We start from the raw sequence: 18,298 nt of genomic DNA on the forward strand, positions 1-18,298 counted from the left end.
AAGTGTTGCAAAGCGTCAGAATGCGCGCTGATACGGCAGAATGCCGGAGCGCAGCATTTCTGCGGAGCCGAGACTATGATCGCTGCTCAGGCCGCGCAGTTCGACGTTGAACGAAACTCTGTTGTCGTAAACGCTGGTATTGTTGCTGTTGTTCCAGTCGGTGATCTTGCGCTCATAGCCCAGCGTCACCGCCCAGCAGCAGGTGTTGTACTTCAGCCCCACCAACTGATCGGCGGATTGTTTGGCGCGGGTGTCGTAGTAGTACGCCCCGACCACCGCCCAACGATCGGCGATCGGCCAACTGCCGGTGATGCCCACCTGCGAGATGCCGTCCTGGAAGGCCGGAACCGTTTTGGTGTTCAACGCCGTCTGGATATATTCCGGCGTGGCGTAACGGTAGTTCAACTGCACCACGCGCTCGGCGTCCTGGCGGTATTCCACCACGCCGTTGCCCAGCGAGACGCTGTTCAGGCGGGTGTCGTACTGCAGGCCGCCGCGCAGGCCCCAACGATCGTCGATTTTCCAATAGGTATCGCCGGCCCAGGCTACGCTGCCGGTATCGTCGTTGTTGTCGTAACCGGTCATCTGGTCACCGGTACGCGAACGGCTGAAGTAGTAGATTTGACCCACGGAAGCGTTAAAACGTTCAACCAGGGCGTCATCATAAATGCGGGTGGTCAAACCGGTAGAGACGCGGTTCTGCGAAGCGATGCGATCCAGGCCGCTGTAGGTGCGATCGCGGAACAGGCCGGAGTAGTCGGTCTGCAGCAGCGTGGTGTCGTAGGTGTAGATGTTGCTCTGGTCGCGGTACGGCACATACAGGTACTGCACGCGCGGCTCCAGCGTCTGGGTAGCGCCCTCGGCCCAGATCATCGGCCTCTCGAACACCAGCTTGCCGTCGACTTTGAACTGCGGCAGTACGCGGTTGACCGAATCATCGAGCTCCGGCGCGGCAGCGTTTTTGCGGCTCTGGTAGTTGGCCGCGAAACCGTCAGGAATATCCTGCTGGTAGTGGGTCGCCATCACCTTGGCTTCGGTGTTCAGGCTGGCCCAGCCGTTGGTGAGCGGCAGACTCAGCGTCGGCTCCATATGCAGACGGGTGGCGTCAGGGCTATATGGGTTGACGCTGGTGAACTTGGCCGCCTGGCCGTAAATATGGAAGTCGAACGGGCCGAGGTCGTTCTTGTAGTAGTTCAGGTCCAGCTGCGGCTGAACTTTATACGAGTCCGACTGTGAACGATCGGTGTCGTCGTAGATCTGGAACTGCTTGGAGCTCAGCGTGGCGTTCCAGTTTTCGTTGGCGTAGCCGAGGCTGAATTTCTGCGTGGCGTAGCCGTCGGTGGTGGAACCGTATTTGGAGTCCAGATCGGTGAAGTATTTGGAATCGCTGACCTTGGTGTAGTCGACGTTGAAGCGCCATACCTGATCCATGACGCCGTTATGGTTCCAGTAGAACAGCCAGCGTTTGTTGTCGTCATGATCTTTGCCGTATTCTTTGTCGTCCGGCAGCCAGTCGAACTCCATCAGGCCGAGGCCCGGCTGCACCAGATAACGGAACTCGGTCTGCCACTGCAGGCCGCGCTTGGACATATAGTGCGGTGTGATGGTGGCGTCGTAGTTCGGCGCGATGTTCCAATAGTACGGCAACATGAACTCGAAGCCATTGTTGCTGCCGTACTTGGCGTTCGGGATCAGGAAGCCGGAACGGCGCTTGTCGCCGACCGGCAATTGCAGGTACGGGCTGTAGAACACCGGCACGCCGCCGATGCGGAAGCGGGCGTTCCAGATTTCCGCCACCTGCTCTTCGCGATCGTGGATCACTTCGGAACCGACCACGCTCCAGCTGTCGTCGCCCGGCAGGCAGGAGGTAAAGGTGCCGTTTTCCAGGATGGTGTAACGGTTGGCGCCGCGCATTTTCATCTTGTCGGCGTCGCCGCGACCCTGACGGCCTACCATCTGGTAGTCGCCTTCATAGACGTCGGTATCTTTGGTATTCAGGTTCGACCAGGCCTTCGGGCCTTTCAGTTTGATCTGATTGTCGCTGTAGTGCACGTCGCCGGTAGCGGTGACGGTGCGCACCGGATCCGTCTGGCCGGGGTTTTCCGTCTGGTTCAGCTCAACTTCTTTGGCGGTCAGGGTGCTGTTACCCTGCTCGATATGCACGTTGCCGCTGAACAGGGCGCTTTTCGGGTAGTCGGCGCGCGAGTCATCGGCATTGATGGTCACCGGCTGGCTGTTCGGATCGCCGCTGACCAAAGGCTTGTCGTAAACGGGAACGCCAAGCATGCATTGCTCGGCCAGATCAGCCAGCGCATGCTGACTGTAGAGTGCCGTCCAAATCATCGTGGCCAGCAGTGTTGGGAAACTTTTTTTCATACGCGGTTTTGGTGTTCCGTCATCAGAGGCGTCGTGTCCGGCAAACGGTCAGAGACTATATTACTCATCTGCGTTGCGCTAGTGCTAAATCCAGCCGTTTACTTGCGTCGTCGTTAGGCGCAAAGATAAATGACAGGTATGATAATCCAAATTCTAGGAAAAATCGCCTGCGCCCTTTCCTGAAACGGAGGAGAGCGGGCGGCTTTCGGCATGATAATTGAGGAGTATATGCAGTATTGGGGAAAACTGCTCGGCGTCATCGTCGCCATCTGGTCTGGCGCGGGATTCTGGGGTGTAGTTCTGGGGCTGATTATCGGTCATATGATCGATACGGCGCGCAGCAACAAGCGCAGTCGGGGGTTTTTCACCGACCAGCAAACGCGGCAAACGCTGTTTTTCCGCACCACTTTTCAGGTGATGGGCCACCTGACCAAATCCAAAGGACGCGTCACCGAGGCGGATATTCAGATCGCCAGCCTGTTTATGGATCGCCTTCAACTGCACGGCGAAGCGCGCACCGCGGCGCAGCAGGCGTTCCGCGAGGGCAAACAGAGCCAGTTCCCGCTGCGTGAGACGCTGCAGCAGTTCCGCAGTATCTGTTTCGGCCGCTTCGATCTGATTCGGATGTTTCTGGAAATTCAGATTCAGGCGGCGTTCGCCGACGGCTCGCTGCACCCGAACGAACGTCAGGTGCTGTATGTCATCGCCGAAGAGCTGGGCATTTCGCGCGCGCAGTTCGATCAGTTCCTCAGCATGATGGAGGGCGGGCGTCAGTTCGGCGGCGGTCAGCAGGGCGGGTATTCGCAGGGCGGCTATCAGCAGGCTCAGCGCGGCCCGACGCTCGACGATGCGTGCAAGGTGCTTGGCGTGCGCAGCAGCGACGATGCCGCCACCATCAAACGCGCCTACCGCAAGCTGATGAGCGAACACCATCCGGATAAGCTGGTGGCGAAAGGCTTGCCGCCGGAGATGATGGAAATGGCCAAGCAGAAAGCGCAGGAGATCCAGGCGGCGTACGACCTGATCAAACGCGAGAAAGGTTTTAAATAACGATACCCGTCATACTTCGAGCTGCAGGAGTGTTGGCTGCCCGCGCTTACCCCGGTCACGTACTTTTTGTACGCTCCCGGGGCTGCGCTTAGTTGCCGCCTTCCTGCAACTCGAATTATTTAGGGTATCTCAGGGTGATGAGCTCAGAAATCCGGCTCGGCGCGAAAGTGCATCGGCGTCTGGAAGGCGGGGTGGGTGATGCGCAACTCCTGCGCGTGCAGCTGCAGCCGCGGCGCCATCGCTTTGGCTTCCGGCGGGGCATAGAAACCGTCGCCGAGGATCGGGTGTCCCAGCGCCAGCATGTGCACCCGCAGCTGGTGCGAGCGGCCGGTGATCGGCGTCAGCTTCACGCGGGTGCTGCCGTCGGCGTCGCGCGACAGCACCCGATATTCCGTCTGCGCCGCTTTGCCGGTGTCAAAACACACTTTTTGCAGCGGCCGGTTCGGCCAGTCGCAGATCAGCGGCAAATCCACTAACCCTTCATCATGCGCCATATGTCCCCAAACGCGGGCGATATAGGATTTCTTCGGTTCGCGTTCGCGAAATTGACGCTTTAGCTCACGCTCGGCGGCCTTGTTGAGCGCCACCACGATCACCCCGCTCGTGGCCATATCCAGCCGGTGCACCGATTCGGCGGCCGGATGATCGGCCTGAATGCGGGTCATCAGGCTGTCTTTGTTTTCCGGGGCGCGGCCGGGTACCGACAGCAAGCCGCTGGGCTTGTTGACCACCATGATGTGTTCATCCTGATACAGGATGTGCAGCGGGTCCTGCGGGGGATTGTAGGGTTCCATCTTGGCTCCGCGAAAAGGGCCGAACGGGGAGACGGTGGCCTCCCCGCATCGCGCCGGTTATTGGTGGGTGACCACCACCAGTCGAATGGCGTCGAGACGCCAGCCGGCTTCATTGAGGTTGGCCAGCACCTGACGGCGGTTGAACTCCAGCGTCTCGACTTCGTCGTCGCGGATGTTCGGGTTGACCGCCTTCAGCGCTTCCAGACGCGCCAGCTCTGCGCTCAGCTTGTCGTCCGCCTCTTGCTTCGCCTGTTCGATAAGCTGGCGCGCCTGCGCTTCCACCAGGCTTTCCGCCTGCTGCAGCATGGCGTGCACGTCTTGTTGCACGGCATTGACCAGCTTGCTGGAGGTGTGGCGGTTGACCGCGTTCAACTGGCGGTTGAAGCTTTCGAACTCGACCTGCGCCGCCAGGTTGGTGCCCTTGCGATCCATCAGCATGCGGATCGGCGTCGGTGGCAGGAAGCGGGTCAGCTGCAGGTGTTTCGGCGCCTGGGCCTCCACCACATAGACCAGTTCCACCAGCAGGGTGCCAACCGGCAGTGCTTTGTTTTTCAACAGGGACACCGCGCAGCTGCCGGTATCGCCGGACAGGATCAGATCCAGGCCATTGCGGATGATCGGGTGCTCCCAACTGACGAACTGCGCGTCTTCGCGCGACAGCGCCTGATCGCGGTCGAAGGTCACGGTGCAGCCGTCCTGCGGCAGGCCCGGGAAGTCCGGCACCAGCATATGGTCTGACGGCGTCAGCACGATCAGGCTGTCGCTGCGGTCTTCCTGATTGATGCCGACAATGTCGAACAGGTTGAGCGCGAAGCCTACCAGGTTGACGTCGTTATCCTGCTCGGCGATGGCGGCGGCCAGCGCTTGGGCTTTGTCGCCGCCGTTGGAGTGCATCTCCAGCAGGCGGTCGCGGCCCTGTTCCAGCTGCGCTTTCAACTGATCGTGCTGCTGGCGGCAGGCGTGGATGAATTCGTCCAGGCCTTCCTGCTCGGTCGGCGCGGCCAGATAGCCGATCAACTGCTCGTAGCAGCTGTCGTAGATGGTGCGGCCGGTTGGGCAGGTGTGTTCGAAGGCGTCCAGCCCCTCGTGGAACCAACGGCCCAGCACCGCCTGCGCGGTGTGCTCCAGGTAAGGCACCATGATCTGGATATCGTGCATTTGGCCGATACGGTCCAGACGGCCGATACGCTGTTCCAGCAGATCCGGGTTGAACGGCAGATCGAACATCACCAGCTGGCTGGCGAACTGGAAGTTGCGGCCTTCGGAGCCGATCTCGGAACACAGCAGCACCTGCGCGCCCTCCTCTTCGGAGGCGAAGTAGGCGGCGGCGCGGTCGCGCTCGATGATCGACAGCCCTTCGTGGAACACCGCGGCGCGGATCGCTTCACGCTCGCGCAGCACCTGCTCCAGCTGCAGCGCGGTGTCGGCTTTGGCGCAGATCACCAGCACTTTTTCGTTACGGTTGGCCAGCAGGTAGTCCAGCAACCACTCGACGCGCGGGTCGAAGTTCCACCAGGTGGCGTTTTCGCCCTCGAATTCCTGGTAGATCTGCTCCGGGTACAGCATGTCGCGCGCGCGCGCTTCGACGGATTTCTTGGCGCCCATGATGCCGGACACTTTGATCGCGGTCTGATACTGGGTTGGCAACGGGAGCTTGATCTGGTGCAGGTTGCGGTGCGGGAAGCCCTTCACGCCGTTGCGGGTGTTGCGGAACAGCACGCGGCTGGTGCCGTGGCGATCCATCAGCATGGCCACCAGCTCCTGGCGCGCCTGCTCGGCGTTGTCGCCTTCGCTGTTGGCCGCTTTGAGCAGCGGTTCGATGTCCTGCTCGTCGATCAGCTCGCCCAGCAGGTTCAGCTTGTCGTCGGCCAGGCGTTCACCGCTCAGCAGCAGGGTGACGGCGTCGGCCACCGGACGGTATTTCTGCTGTTCGGCGACGAACTCGCCGTAGTCGTGGAAACGGTTCGGATCGAGCAGGCGCAGGCGCGCAAAGTGGCTCTGTTGGCCCAGCTGCTCCGGGGTGGCGGTCAGCAGCAGCACGCCGGGGATATGCTCGGCCAGCTGTTCGATCACCTGATATTCGCGGCTCGGCGCTTCTTCACTCCAGGCCAGGTGGTGCGCTTCATCGACCACCAGCAGATCCCACTGGGCGTCCGCCAGCTCTTCCAGGCGCTGCTTGTTGCGGCGCACGAAGTCCAGCGAGCAGATCACCAGCTGTTCGGTCTCGAACGGGTTGCTGCTGTCGAGCTTGGCTTCGGCGTAGCGGCTGTCGTCGAACAGCGAGAAGTAGAGGTTGAAGCGGCGCATCATCTCCACCAGCCACTGGTGCTGCAGCGTTTCCGGCACCACGATCAGCACGCGTTCGGCGCGGCCCGCCAGCAGTTGCTGGTGGATGATCATGCCGGCTTCGATGGTTTTGCCGAGGCCGACTTCGTCCGCCAGCAGAACGCGCGGCGCATGGCGCTGGCCGACTTCATGAGCGATGTGCAGCTGGTGCGGGATCAGGCTGGCGCGCATGCCGCGCAGGCCGGCGAACGGCAGGCGATACTGCTCGCTCTGGTATTTGCGGGCGCGAAAACGCAGCGCGAAACGATCCATGCGGTCGATTTGGCCGGCGAACAGGCGATCCTGCGGCTTGCTGAAGGTCAGTTTGCTGTCCAGCAGCACTTCGCGCATCGCCACGCCGCTTTCCTGGGTGTCCAGGCGGGTGCCGATATAGGTCAACAGACCGTTTTCCTCTTTCACCTCTTCCACCTGCAGCTGCCATCCCTCGTGGCTGCTGACGGTATCGCCCGGGTTGAACATCACGCGGGTGATCGGCGAATCATTTCTGGCATAGAGGCGGTTTTCACCGGTGGCGGGGAAAAGCAGGGTAACCATGCGCGCGTCCAGCGCCACGACGGTGCCCAGTCCTAATTCGCTTTCCGTGTCGCTGATCCAGCGTTGACCAAGAGTAAAAGGCATATATTGTCGGCTCGATTCTTTGTAAGTAAGTCTTGTTACCGGGCGGGAAGGGCCGCGGCACCTGTACTGAACATCGGTTAATCCCGGTTTGTTTTAAATTTGACGGGCAATAGCCGTTCACGCCATGCAGACGTCGCGAAACGGCAGGGCTAAGCGTGGTTCAGTTTTGGGAAGGGCGCTATGGTAATGGAAGGCGGCGCGTTCGTCACCTGCAAAACCGGATGATTTTTCTTAACCTGGCGCAATCTCAAAACAGCCCCATCTGCCCGGTGACCAGCGTAGTGAAATCGTCGTGCAAGAAAGGGAGTATAGCGTCTGCCACCGGTTGCAGCTGGCGTTCGAGGTAATGCTGATAGTCGATGGGCGAATGACGGGTTTCCAGCGGTTCCGGCCCGGCGACGGTCATCACGTAGCTGATCCAGCCGCCGTTTTGATACTGCAGCGGCCGCCCCTGGCTGCGGTTGTAGTCGTCGGCGATGCGCGCGGCGCGGGCGTGCGGCGGCACGTTGCGCTGATAGTCCTCGAGCTTTCTGCGCAGCCGTTTGCGGTACACCAATTGATCGTCGAAGTCGCCGTTCAGGGTTTTGCCGACGTAGTCGCGCACATAGTCCTGGTAGGGCTGTTGTTTGAAGATGCGCTGATAGAGCTGCTGCTGGAACTGCTGCGCCAGCGGCGTCCAGTCGGTGCGCACCGTTTCCAGGCCTTTGTACACCATTTCTTCCTGGCCGTCGGCACGCGCGATCAGGCCGGCGTAGCGTTTCTTGCTGCCCTGCTCGGCGCCGCGAATGGTCGGCATCAGGAAGCGGGAATAGTGGGTTTCGAACTCCAGCTCCAGCGCATTCTCCAGCCCGAACTGCTGCTGCAGATGCTGCTGCCACCAGGTGTTGACCCGTTGCACCAGCGCCCGGCCGATCTGCGCCGCCTGTTGCTCGTCATGCGGCTGTTTCAGCCAGACGAAGGTGGAGTCGGTGTCGCCGTAGATCACCTGATAGCCTTCGGCTTCGATCAGCTCGCGGGTTTGGCGCATGATCTCGTGGCCGCGCAGGGTGATCGACGACGCCAGCCGCGGATCGAAGAAGCGGCAGCCGCTCGATCCCAGCACGCCGTACAGCGCGTTCATGATGATCTTCAACGCCTGCGACAGGGGCTTGTTGTGTTGGCGCTTGGCGGCCTCGCGCCCCTGCCAGATCTGTTCGACGATCGCCGGCAGGCAGTGTTTGCTGCGGGAGAAGCGGGCGTTGCGAAAGCCGGGCACCGAATCGGCGTCGCTGGGGTGGCGCATGCCTTCCACCAATCCGACCGGATCGATCAGGAAGGTGCGGATGATCGACGGGTACAGGCTTTTATAGTCCAGTACCAGCACCGAATCGTACAGGCCGGGCTGGGAGTCCATCACAAAGCCGCCGGGGCTGTGCTCCTCCGGCTGTTCGCCGAGGTTGGGGGCAACAAAGCCCAGGCGATGCATGCGCGGCATATAGAGGTGGCTGAAGGCCGCCACCGATCCGCCGCTGCGATCGGCCGCCAACCCGGTGACGGTGGCGCGCTCCAGCAGGAAGTTGAGCAGATCGGCCTTGGCGAAGATGCGCGTCACCAGCTCGCAGTCCTTCAGGTTGTAACGGGCCAGCGCCGGCTTGTCTTCGGCGAAGCGTCGGTCGATCTCCGCCATGCGCTGATAAGGGTTGTCGATAGCCTTGCCTTCGCCCAGCAGTTCCTGCGAAACGTATTCCAGGCTGAAGGAGGGAAAATTCCAGGTGGCGGATTTCAGCGCCTCGATGCCGTCGATGATCAGGCGGCCGGCGGCGGCGGCGAAAAAGTGATTCTGCTTGAAGCCATGCTCGCGCCATTCCAGCAGGTTGCCGCCGCGCCCTAGCCGCAGCGGGATTTGGTAGCGCTCGGCGTGCTTTTGCAGCACCCGCAGATCGAACTGCACCAGGTTCCAGCCGATGATGGCGTCGGGATCGTGACGCTCCAGCCACGCGTTTAGCCGTTCCAGCAGTTGAGGGCGGCTGGCGCAGTATTCCAGATCGAAATCCAGCGGCTCATCGCCGCCGTTGGCCGGCCCCAGCATGTAGACCTGCCGCTGGCCACAGCCTTCCAGCGCGATGGAGTAAAGCTCGCCGTGGGCGGTGGTTTCGATATCCAGCGACACCAGCCTGAGCGCCGGGCGGTAGTCCGGCGCCGGCTTCATCTGGCCGCTGAGCAACGGTCCATCGCCGTTGCCCTGGCCGTTGAACCACACCGGCGCGGTAATGAAGCGTTCCATCAGGTAGCGCTCGGGCGGGCGAATGTCGGCTTCATAGACCGCAACGCCGCCTTCCCGCAGCAGCTTTTCCAGCTTGATGAGCTGACGGTGCTGGCGGCAGTACAGCCCCAGCATCGGGCGGTGATGAAAATCCGTCAGTGCCAGCGGTTTCAGTTCCACCTGCCGCTCTTCACGCAGCAGCAGTTCCGCGCGCTGCCTTTGTTCGGCGGGGATAAACGCCACCGAGGTCTGCGGCGGCAAGCGCAGTTGGCGCGGGCCTGCGTCGGTCGCCAGCCAAAATTCGACCTCGGTGCCGGCGGGCGTGTCGCGCCAGTGGCGAGTGAGCAGGAACCCCTGTTGCAGTGCTGTCATAACCCCTTCGTTTTCCACCGGGCGGCGTGCGCGACGTTCAGCGTGATGTCGGTTTTGGCGCTAATATAGATATATTATAGTATGGGTTTTTATACAGTGATTGTCCATCGCCGCGCGCGTTGCCAAATACGCATACAATTCATCGATTGACTCGCCAGCGGCGGCGCTGGAAAATCCTCCGCCCCGTTTGGTCCGAATAATCCGCAGAGGTGTAATGGAAGCCTATTTACAAGATTTGATCACCCAGTCACTGGCTTTCACCCTGATGGTCGTTCTGCTGGTCGCTTTTCTCGAGTCGCTAGCGCTGGTGGGGCTGCTGCTGCCCGGCACGGTGATGATGGCCAGCATCGGTGCGCTGATCGGCAGCGGCAAGGTGGATTTTTACTACGCCTGGGCGGCGGGCATCGTCGGCTGCCTGCTCGGCGACTGGATCTCCTATTTCGTCGGCCGCGCTTTTAAGGGGCCCTTGCACCGCTGGTCGTTCCTGAAAAAGAACAAAGCATTGCTCGACAAAACCGAACATGCCTTGCACCAGCACAGCATGGCGACCATTTTGATCGGTCGCTTCGTTGGCCCGACGCGCCCGCTGGTGCCGATGGTGGCCGGCATGCTCGATTTGCCGCCGTACAAGTTTGCGTTGCCGAACATCATCGGTTGCCTGACCTGGCCGCCGGTCTATTTCTTCCCCGGCATTCTGGCGGGGGTGGCGATCGATATCCCCGCCGGCGCCAACAGCGCGATGTTCAAGTGGTTGCTGCTCGCTGTGGCGCTTACCCTCTGGCTGGCGGTGTGGCTGAGCTGGCGCTGGTGGCGTGAGGGCAAGCGCAACGCCGATCGGCTGAGCCGTTGGCTGACGCCGCTGCGGCTGCGCGTGGTGTGCGGATTGAGTTGGCTGGCGGCGTTGGCGGTCGGCTATCTGCTGAGCCAACAGCCGCTGATGCCGGTGTACCGGCACCTGCTGTGGAAAGTGCTGGCCGGGCAATGATTGCGGGGGCGTAAGCCCCCTTCGTATCACTGGAAGAAGGCTTCCAGCTGTTCAAATACCCGCACGTCTTCGCTGTGGCGCTTCACCTGCAGCACGTCTTCCAGCTTTTCTACCTGGCTTATCATTTGCTCCAGCCGCTGATCGTCGGCGACCAATAGCCAAATGCGGCTCTGCTGGCCGTCCTTCAGCGGCAGACACAGAATGCCTTCGACGTTGAACGCGCGGCGGGCGAACAACCCACAAACGTGCGACATGACGCCGGGATGGTTGCGCACGGCCAGCTCCAGGATCACCTGGGGTTTATCTTGTGGTTGCAGCATGGCTTATTCTCCAATCATGTCGATGTTGGCGGCGCCCGGCGGCACCATCGGGAATACTTTTTCGTTGATATCGATCAGCGCGTGGATCAGGCAAGGGCCTGGGCGCTGGATCGCCTCGGCCAGCGCCGCCTGCGGATCTTCCGCAGCATTCAGATCGCAGGTATCCAGCCCGAATCCGGCGGCGATTTTCAGGAAGTCGGTACGCTTCGGATAGGCGGCGGCGAAGATGCGCTGTTGGTAGAACAGGGTTTGCTGCTGGTGCACCAGCCCCAATGCCTGGTTGTTCATCAAAATGATTTTCACGTCCAAATCGTGCTCGACCGCGGTGGCCATTTCCTGAATGTTCATCATCAGGCTGCCGTCGCCGGAGAAGCACAGTACTTTGCGCTCGGGCTCTGCCAACGCCGCGCCGATCGCCGCCGGCAGACCGAAGCCCATGGTGCCCAGGCCGCCCGACGTCAGCCACTGGCGCGGCCGGCTCAGCGGATAGGCCTGCGCTACCCACATCTGATGCTGGCCCACGTCGGTGGTGATGATGGCGCTGTCGTCCACGCAGCGCGAGGCGGCCAGCACCAGGCCGTAATGGCTCAGCGGATCGTCGGCGTTCGGCATGTTGAACGGGAATTCGCGTTTCAGGTCGTTGACGGTGTTCAGCCATGCGCTGCGTGGCTGCGTGTCGATCTGCGGCAGCAGCTGTTCCAGCACCTGGCCGACGTCGGCATGGATTGCCACGTTGGCCTGTTTGACCTTGCCCAGCTCGGCGCGGTCGATATCCACGTGAATGATGGCGGCGTTAGGGCAGAACTGCTCGGTTTTGCCGATTGCCCGATCGTCGAAGCGTGCGCCCAGCACGATCAGCAGATCGGCCTCCTGCAGAATGAAGTTGGTGCTGCGCGCCGCGTGCATGCCCAGCATGCCCAGCGACAGCGGGTGTTCCACCGGCATCGCGCCCAGCGCCATCAGCGTCATGGTGGTAGGCAGACCGGCGCGCTCGGCCAGTTCCACCGCCTGGCGGTGAGCGTCGGCGCAGATGATGCCGCCGCCCAGGTAGAGGATCGGGCGTTTCGCCTGATTGATCATCGTGGCGGCCTGAGAAACCTGCGCCGGATCGAAGCTCGGAGCGGCGTCCGGCACGGCGATCGGCGGCAGCTCTTCCAGGGTAATGGTGGCGGTTTGCACGTCTTTCGGCACATCGATCCAGACCGGGCCGGGGCGGCCGGACTCGGCGATGCGGAACGCGTCGCCAATCACCTGCGGCAGCTCGCGGATATCGCGTACCAGATGGTTGTGCTTGGTGATCGGAATGGAAATGCCGTAGGTATCCACTTCCTGAAAGGCGTCAGTGCCGATCATCGAGGAGGGCACCTGACCGGTGATGCACACCAGCGGAATGGAGTCGAGCTTGGCGTCGGCGATAGCGGTGACCAGGTTGGTGGCGCCCGGCCCGCTGGAGGCGATGCACACCGCCGCCTTGCCGTTGGCGCGCGCCATGCCTTGCGCCATAAAGCCCGCGCCCTGTTCGTGGCGCGCCAGCACGTGGTGAATGCGGGTGCTTTGGCTCAGCGCGTCATACAGCGGCAGCGCCGCACCGCCGGGGATGCCGGCGACGGTGGTGATGCCCTGACGCTCCAGCAAATGAACGATCAATTGTGCGCCGGTGAAGCGGGTACTCGGTTGAGGCGTGCCCGAAGTTGCCATGTTCCTGTCCTTTCTCAAGGCCGGTGAGCTTTGCTGGGCAGGGTGCTAAAACAAGAAACCCCGCCCGGTTTGCGCCGGCGGGGTTTGGGAATCGATGCGTTGATTCGGACCCTACGGCGCATTGCCGACGACCACCACCACACGCACGACGACCACCGCGGCTGGTAGCGCGGTAACTAGTAGGGTCGAAGTCAGCGAGGATGCGATCACAGGGAACCTTATCATCAGTAAAAAAAGTCAGGTTTTTATAAAAACACAGGCGCAAAATTCGCACAACAGGTTTATTGGCGCAGCATAAAAAACGCGCGTCAGATCACGCTTTACCCGAAATGCCCAGCACGCGCGCTTCCGGTGCGCTGCCGTCCAGCAGGGCCTGCGTCGGGCCGTCGTAGTAGATGCGGCCGTCGACCACCAGCAGCGTGCGCGGTGCGATGCGTGCGGCGTCGTCGAGATTGTGCGACACCATCAGCAGCGTCAGATTACGCTGTTCGCACACCGTCTGCAGCAGCTGCAACATCTCGTTGCGCAGCGCCGGATCGAGCGCCGAGAAGGGCTCGTCGAGCAGCAGGATCGGCCGTTGGCGAATCAAACAGCGCGCCAGCGCGGCGCGCTGACGCTGGCCGCCGGAAAGCTGCGACGGCAGGCGCTCCAGGTGCTCCTCCAGGCCGACCTGACGGGCGATATGCGCCCGCTGTTGGCGCTGTTGTTCAGTCAGGCGCAGGCCGGGATCCAATCCCAGCCCGATGTTCTGCGCCACCGTCAGGTGCGCGAACAGGTTGTTCTCCTGAAACAGCATCGACACCGGCCGTTTGGCCGGCGGCGTGGCGGTATGATCTTCGCCGTTCAGCAGCAGCCGGCCGCTGGCCGCCGGCAGAAAACCGGCGATCAGGCTCAGCAGGGTGCTTTTACCGGCGCCGCTGGGGCCGAGCACCGCGACGCGCTCGCCCGGCTGGATGCGCAGATCAAAGCGCATCGGCAGGTGTTCATACAGGTAGGTCAGTTTTTCAAGCGTCAGCATGGCGCCCCGGTAAGCGTTCGATCAGGGTAAACAGCAGGAAGCACAGCAGCAGCAGCAGCAGCGCGGTCACCGCCCCGTCGTTGCTGCGGTAGGCGCCAATCTGCTGATACAGGTAAAAAGGCAGGGTACGGAAATGCTCATTGCCAAACAAGGCGACCACGCCGAAATCGCCGATCGACAGCACGCAGGCGAAGGCCAGCGCCTGCGCCAGCGGGCGGCGCAGCGCGCGCAGTTCGATCAGCCGCAGCCGCTGCCAGCCGCGGATATCCAGCGACAGGCACAGCGGGTTGTAACGTTCGGCGAGGTCGCGCATCGGGTTCTCCAACACCTTCAGCGCATAGGGTACCGCCATCAGCGCATTGGTGAGGATCACCAGCGCATAGGGCGACTGCGGCAGCCCAATCGTATCGCTCAGCAGCAGGAAGAAGCCGGTGGCCAGCACGATGCCCGGCATCGCCAGGATCACCATGCCGCTCAGCTCCAGCGCCTGGCCGCCGCGCAGTTGCTGTCGCAGCTTCAGCTCGCGGCTGCTCCACAGCAGCATCATCGTGAGCGCCACGCACAGCGCTCCGGCACCAAGGGCGATGCGCAGCGACGTGAACAGCGCCTGCCACAGCACCGGCTGGCGCAGTACGCTGATGATAGCCTGATTGGCGCCGTCGGCGATCACCGCCAGCAGAGGCGGCAGCAGCAGCAACAGCGCGGCGGCGATCAGCAGAAAATCGCTGATGCGCCGCCACCGGCTGTCTTCCGGGTTGCGCCAGCGCTGGGCGTGGGTATGGCCCACCGGCAGCGCCTGGCTCAGGCGCTGGCTGATCAACACCAGCCCCAGACAACAGCTTAACTGGATCAGCGCCAGCATGGCGGCGCGGCCCAGATCGTAGTCGTAACTCAGCGCCTGGTAGATCGCCAGTTCGATGGTGGTGGCCTGCGGTCCGCCGCCCAGCGACAGCACGGTGGCGAAGCTGGCGAAACACAGCATGAAGATCAACGCGCCGCTCGGCAGGATCTGGCGGCGCAGCGCCGGCCATTCGACGAAGCGGAACTGCTGCCAGCCGCTCATACCCAGTTGGGCGGCCAGTTGGCGCTGCTCCACCGGAATGTTCTCCAGCGCCTGCAGCAACAGGCGGGCGGCCAGTGGCAGGTTAAAGAACAGGTGCGCCAGCAGAATGCCCTGCAGCCCGTAGGGCGAGAAGCCATATTCGACGCCCAGCCAGCCGCACAGCGTCGCCAGCCAGCCCTGGCGCCCATAGACGCTGAGCAGGCCGAACACCGCCACCAACACCGGCAGTACCAGCGTCATGGCGCACAGCCGCAGCAACAGCTGCCGGCCGGGGAAACGGCGGCGATAGAGCGCGCGCGCCAGCAGAACGGCGGGCAGCACCGAAATCAGCGCTGACAGCAGCGCCTGCCAGAAGGTGAAGCGCACCACGTGCCACAGGTAGCTTTCCTGCCACAGGCCGCGCCAGTCGCTGTCCGGCGCATGGCGCCACAGCGAGCCCATCGCCAGTGCGGCGACCAGCAGGATCAGCCCGGCGGCCAGCAGCCCCGGCCAGAGCCAGCGGGGGATCAGCGGCTGACGGCGGTTTGCCATGCCCGGATCCAGCCGCCGCGTTGTGTGGCCACCTCTTCGGCGCTGTATTGCAGCGCGGTATGCGGCACGTTCATCTGCTCAAAACCGACGGGCAGCGGGGTGTTGATCACCGGGTACATCCAGTTGCCGGTCGGGATGGTGTTCTGGAATGCCGGCGTCACCATGAACCGCATGAAACGCTCGGCCAGCTCAGGCTGTTTGGCGGCTTTCAGCTTGCCGGCCACTTCCACCTGCAGGTAGTGGCCTTCGCTGAACGTGGCGGCGGCGTAAAGGTCTTTTTTCTCTTCGATCAGGTGGTAGGCGGGAGAGGTGGTGTAGCTGAGCACCAGATCGCCTTCTCCTTTCAGGAACAGGCCGTAGGCCTCGCTCCAGCCTTTGGTGACGGTGACGGTCTTCTTCGCCAACTGCTGCCAGGCGGCCGGCGCCTTGTCGCCATACACTTTTTGCATCCACAGCAGCAGGCCGAGCCCCGGCGTGCTGGTGCGCGGATCTTCGTAAATCACCTTCCAGTCGCGGTCGCCGCTGACCAGCTCCTGCAGGCTTTTCGGCGGGTTCTTCAGTTTTTCTTTGTTGTAGACGAAGGCGAAGTACCCGTAGTCGTAAGGCACGAAGGTCGTATCCTGCCAGCCGCCCGGCACCGTCAGTTTGGCGGTGTCGACGCCGCTCGGCGCGAACAGGCCGGTTTGCTGCGCCGCCTGCAACAGGTTGTTGTCCAGCCCCAGCACCACGTCGGCGGCGCTGTTCTTGCCTTCCATGCGAAGGCGGTTGAGCAGTGAGACGCCGTCTTCCAGCGCCACGAACTTCAGCTCACAGTCGCACTCGGCTTCGAAGGCTTTTTTTACCGCCGGGCCAGGGCCCCAGTCGGCGGCAAAGGAATCGTAGGTGTAAACCGTCAGCGTCGGCTTGGCGAACACCGGCGCGGCGCACAGCAGCAATAAGCAGGGCAGATATTTTTTGACCACGTTGCACTCCTGAAAAATAAGGGGGCAAGGGTATCTGAGGGGGCGAGGCGGCGTCGCCGGTTCGCTGGGCTCAAATCCCTCCGCCGGTATTGACCGGATCAGGTTCGACGGGTGTGCTCTCAGCGGAAAATCGGGCTTATGCACACGGCCCGACTCACCGCACCCCGTTGAGACGGCGCTATTGTAAAGATTAACCGACCCGGGCGAAAGGCGCTTATGCCTCCGGCGGGGCAAACCAGGCTGACTTGAAGTCGAACCAGCCGAGGGTGTTCATTCGCACGCCGCGCATGCTGCGCTGGCCGTGCAGCTGCAGCCAGTGGTGGAACAGAGGATGTAGCTGGTGGTTGCTGACTAGCCGCTGGCAAAACTCCGCCAGCGGCAAGCGGTTGGCGCGCCATAACTCCGCGTCCTGCGCCAGATCCTCGTTCATGCAGTGCTGCATCAGCGGCAGTTCGTACAGCGTGGCGAACAGCGAAAACTCCAGCGGCAGATAGAAGTTGGCGCTGCCGAGCCACAGATCGCTGCGCGCGTCGCCCTGGTGCCAGGTGGCGTAATCCACGCTTTGTACGATCAGGCGGATGCCGTGCTGCGCCAACAGCGGTTCGATCGCCTGGCGAATGGCGTGAAACTCCGAATGCTCATTGAAGTGGGTCATCGTCAGTTCAGTCAGCCCCGCCGGTTTGGGTTGCTGCGCCAGCGTGCGGTTGTGGTGCCAGCGCGGCAGCAGGCCGTATGCCGGCGACCAATAGCGCTGGTAGAGCGGCCCGGCGTGGCTCAGCAATGAAATGGGGTTGATCAATTCGCACAGCCAGCTGCGAATGGCGGGGTCGGCGGCCAGCGGGGAACGCTGATCGAACAGCAAGAAATAACAGCCCTCTTCCAGTCGGCTTTCCAGTTCGTTTTTGCCGGTTTCATCGCCCTGCAGCTGCACGCCGGAGTGCACCAGCTCTTCGGAGAACTCCGGCAGCACCCAGATGTTCACCTCGTCGATCAGCGCCCGGTAGCCGAAATAGTCGTCGAAGGCGTGGATCTTCATCTGGCTGGGAAGATTGCGCACCACGCGGTAGGGGCCGGTGCCGACCGGATGGCGGGCAAAGTCCGGCAGTTCGCGCCATTCGCGCGGCAGGATCATGGCCTGCACGCTGCCCAGCAGCCAGGGTAGCCAGTGGTCGGGGCTGCGCAAATGCACGTCGATAACGAACGGCGTCGGCGAGGTGACGCTTTCGATATGTGAGAACAGCGGTTGCGAGGTCAGACGCGAGAGGGAAGTGATGACGTCTGCCATCTCCAGCTCGCGGCCGTGATGAAAATGGATCGCCGGGCGCAGGTAAAACCGCCAGTGCAAGGGCGTCAGCGCCTGCCAATGGTGGGACAGATCGGACTCCAGTTCCCCGTTTTCCTCATTTATGCGCGTCAGGCCGTTGAAGATCTGGCGCGCCAAATGGGTTTCCGAACGCCGCAGCGCCGAGCCGGGCAGCAGGTTGTACAACTGCCGGTAGTAGAGCACCCGCAGGATGTGTTTACCCTGGCGGAAGCTGCGCCCCAGCTGCGACAGCAGCATTTGGCGCACCACGTTTTTGTCGCCCACCAGCTGCACCAACTGATCGATGCGATCCTGTTCCAACAGCTCCTCGGCCCGCTGTTGCTGCAGCGCCAGGCCGGTGTAGTGGAAGGTTAACCGTGAACGCTTGCCGCGCCCCGACTCCGCCTGCCAGGTGAGCCAGCCTTCCCGCTGCATGGCGCTCAGCAGGGAGCGCACGTGGCGCCGCGAGCAGCTGAGCACCTCCGCCAGATCCTGCAGGGTGGTGTCGGTGGTTTCACCGTGGCAGCGCTGCCACAGGCGGATGAACTGTTGCTGCAATCTGGACGTGGACATAAAAGAGGAACGCTCCCGCCTCAACTCGTCAATTTTTCTTTCCCTAT

13 protein-coding genes and 1 riboswitch are annotated in these 18,298 nt (G+C 62.3%); of the genes, 2 read left to right on the top strand and 11 right to left on the bottom strand.

All coding sequences use genetic code 11. The features are described from left to right. Positions 1–15: 15 nt before the first annotated feature. Entirely contained in the window at positions 16–2,376 is a 2,361-nt protein-coding gene (lptD, locus tag N6G83_RS21695) for an LPS assembly protein LptD (RefSeq protein ID WP_043135981.1), read from the bottom strand. A 228-nt stretch (positions 2,377–2,604) separates the two neighbouring features. On the opposite strand from lptD, the gene djlA reads away from it, so the two are divergent. After that, the gene (gene djlA, locus N6G83_RS21700) at positions 2,605–3,426 is read left to right on the top strand and encodes a co-chaperone DjlA (protein ID WP_025301546.1); all 822 of its coding nucleotides are present in this window, start codon (positions 2,605–2,607) and stop codon (positions 3,424–3,426) included. A 143-nt stretch (positions 3,427–3,569) separates the two neighbouring features. Here djlA and rluA read toward each other — a convergent pair whose 3' ends face one another. The 3 genes from rluA to N6G83_RS21715 form a co-directional block, all read right to left on the bottom strand. Next, on the bottom strand, positions 3,570–4,220 hold the full coding sequence (gene rluA / locus N6G83_RS21705; protein WP_043135978.1) for a bifunctional tRNA pseudouridine(32) synthase/23S rRNA pseudouridine(746) synthase RluA: 651 nt from the start codon (positions 4,218–4,220) through the stop codon (positions 3,570–3,572). 57 nt (positions 4,221–4,277) lie between these two features. Beyond that, positions 4,278–7,184, bottom strand: coding sequence for an RNA polymerase-associated protein RapA (gene rapA, locus N6G83_RS21710; RefSeq protein WP_060448173.1), 2,907 nt, complete (start codon positions 7,182–7,184; stop codon positions 4,278–4,280). Positions 7,185–7,431: 247 nt separating this feature from the next. Beyond that, a complete protein-coding gene (locus N6G83_RS21715; protein ID WP_260515856.1) occupies positions 7,432–9,798 on the bottom strand; it encodes a DNA polymerase II in 2,367 nt (788 codons plus the stop codon). 214 nt (positions 9,799–10,012) lie between these two features. On the opposite strand from N6G83_RS21715, the gene N6G83_RS21720 reads away from it, so the two are divergent. Beyond that, positions 10,013–10,783 carry a DedA family protein gene (locus tag N6G83_RS21720; RefSeq protein WP_049294821.1) on the top strand — a complete coding sequence of 257 codons (771 nt, stop codon included), beginning with the start codon at positions 10,013–10,015 and terminating at the stop codon, positions 10,781–10,783. Positions 10,784–10,809: 26 nt separating this feature from the next. Here N6G83_RS21720 and ilvN read toward each other — a convergent pair whose 3' ends face one another. The 7 genes from ilvN to sgrR all read right to left on the bottom strand — a co-directional run bounded on the left by ilvN (position 10,810) and on the right by sgrR (position 18,251). Further along, entirely contained in the window at positions 10,810–11,103 is a 294-nt protein-coding gene (ilvN, locus tag N6G83_RS21725) for an acetolactate synthase small subunit (protein WP_016929110.1), read from the bottom strand. A 3-nt stretch (positions 11,104–11,106) separates the two neighbouring features. Beyond that, positions 11,107–12,801 carry an acetolactate synthase large subunit gene (ilvB, locus tag N6G83_RS21730; RefSeq protein WP_260515855.1) on the bottom strand — a complete coding sequence of 565 codons (1,695 nt, stop codon included), beginning with the start codon at positions 12,799–12,801 and terminating at the stop codon, positions 11,107–11,109. Between the two features lie 111 nt (positions 12,802–12,912). Continuing rightward, positions 12,913–13,026, bottom strand: coding sequence for an ilvB operon leader peptide IvbL (gene ivbL, locus N6G83_RS21735; protein ID WP_154747116.1), 114 nt, complete (start codon positions 13,024–13,026; stop codon positions 12,913–12,915). A gap of 88 nt (positions 13,027–13,114) precedes the next feature. Continuing rightward, positions 13,115–13,819, bottom strand: a complete 705-nt coding sequence (gene thiQ, locus N6G83_RS21740; RefSeq protein WP_025301552.1) for a thiamine ABC transporter ATP-binding protein ThiQ — start codon at positions 13,817–13,819, stop codon at positions 13,115–13,117. After that, entirely contained in the window at positions 13,806–15,413 is a 1,608-nt protein-coding gene (gene thiP, locus N6G83_RS21745; RefSeq protein WP_260515852.1) for a thiamine/thiamine pyrophosphate ABC transporter permease ThiP, read from the bottom strand. Before thiP ends, thiQ begins: the two co-directional genes overlap by 14 nt. Beyond that, positions 15,389–16,375, bottom strand: coding sequence for a thiamine ABC transporter substrate binding subunit (gene thiB / locus N6G83_RS21750; protein ID WP_197821730.1), 987 nt, complete (start codon positions 16,373–16,375; stop codon positions 15,389–15,391). Before thiB ends, thiP begins: the two co-directional genes overlap by 25 nt. Before the next feature lie 57 nt (positions 16,376–16,432). Then, positions 16,433–16,552: riboswitch (TPP riboswitch) on the bottom strand. Between the two features lie 37 nt (positions 16,553–16,589). Further along, the gene (gene sgrR, locus N6G83_RS21755) at positions 16,590–18,251 is read right to left on the bottom strand and encodes an HTH-type transcriptional regulator SgrR (protein WP_043135953.1); all 1,662 of its coding nucleotides are present in this window, start codon (positions 18,249–18,251) and stop codon (positions 16,590–16,592) included. Positions 18,252–18,298: the final 47 nt, after the last annotated feature.

It is taken from the genome of Serratia sp. PL7 (assembly GCF_945957435.1).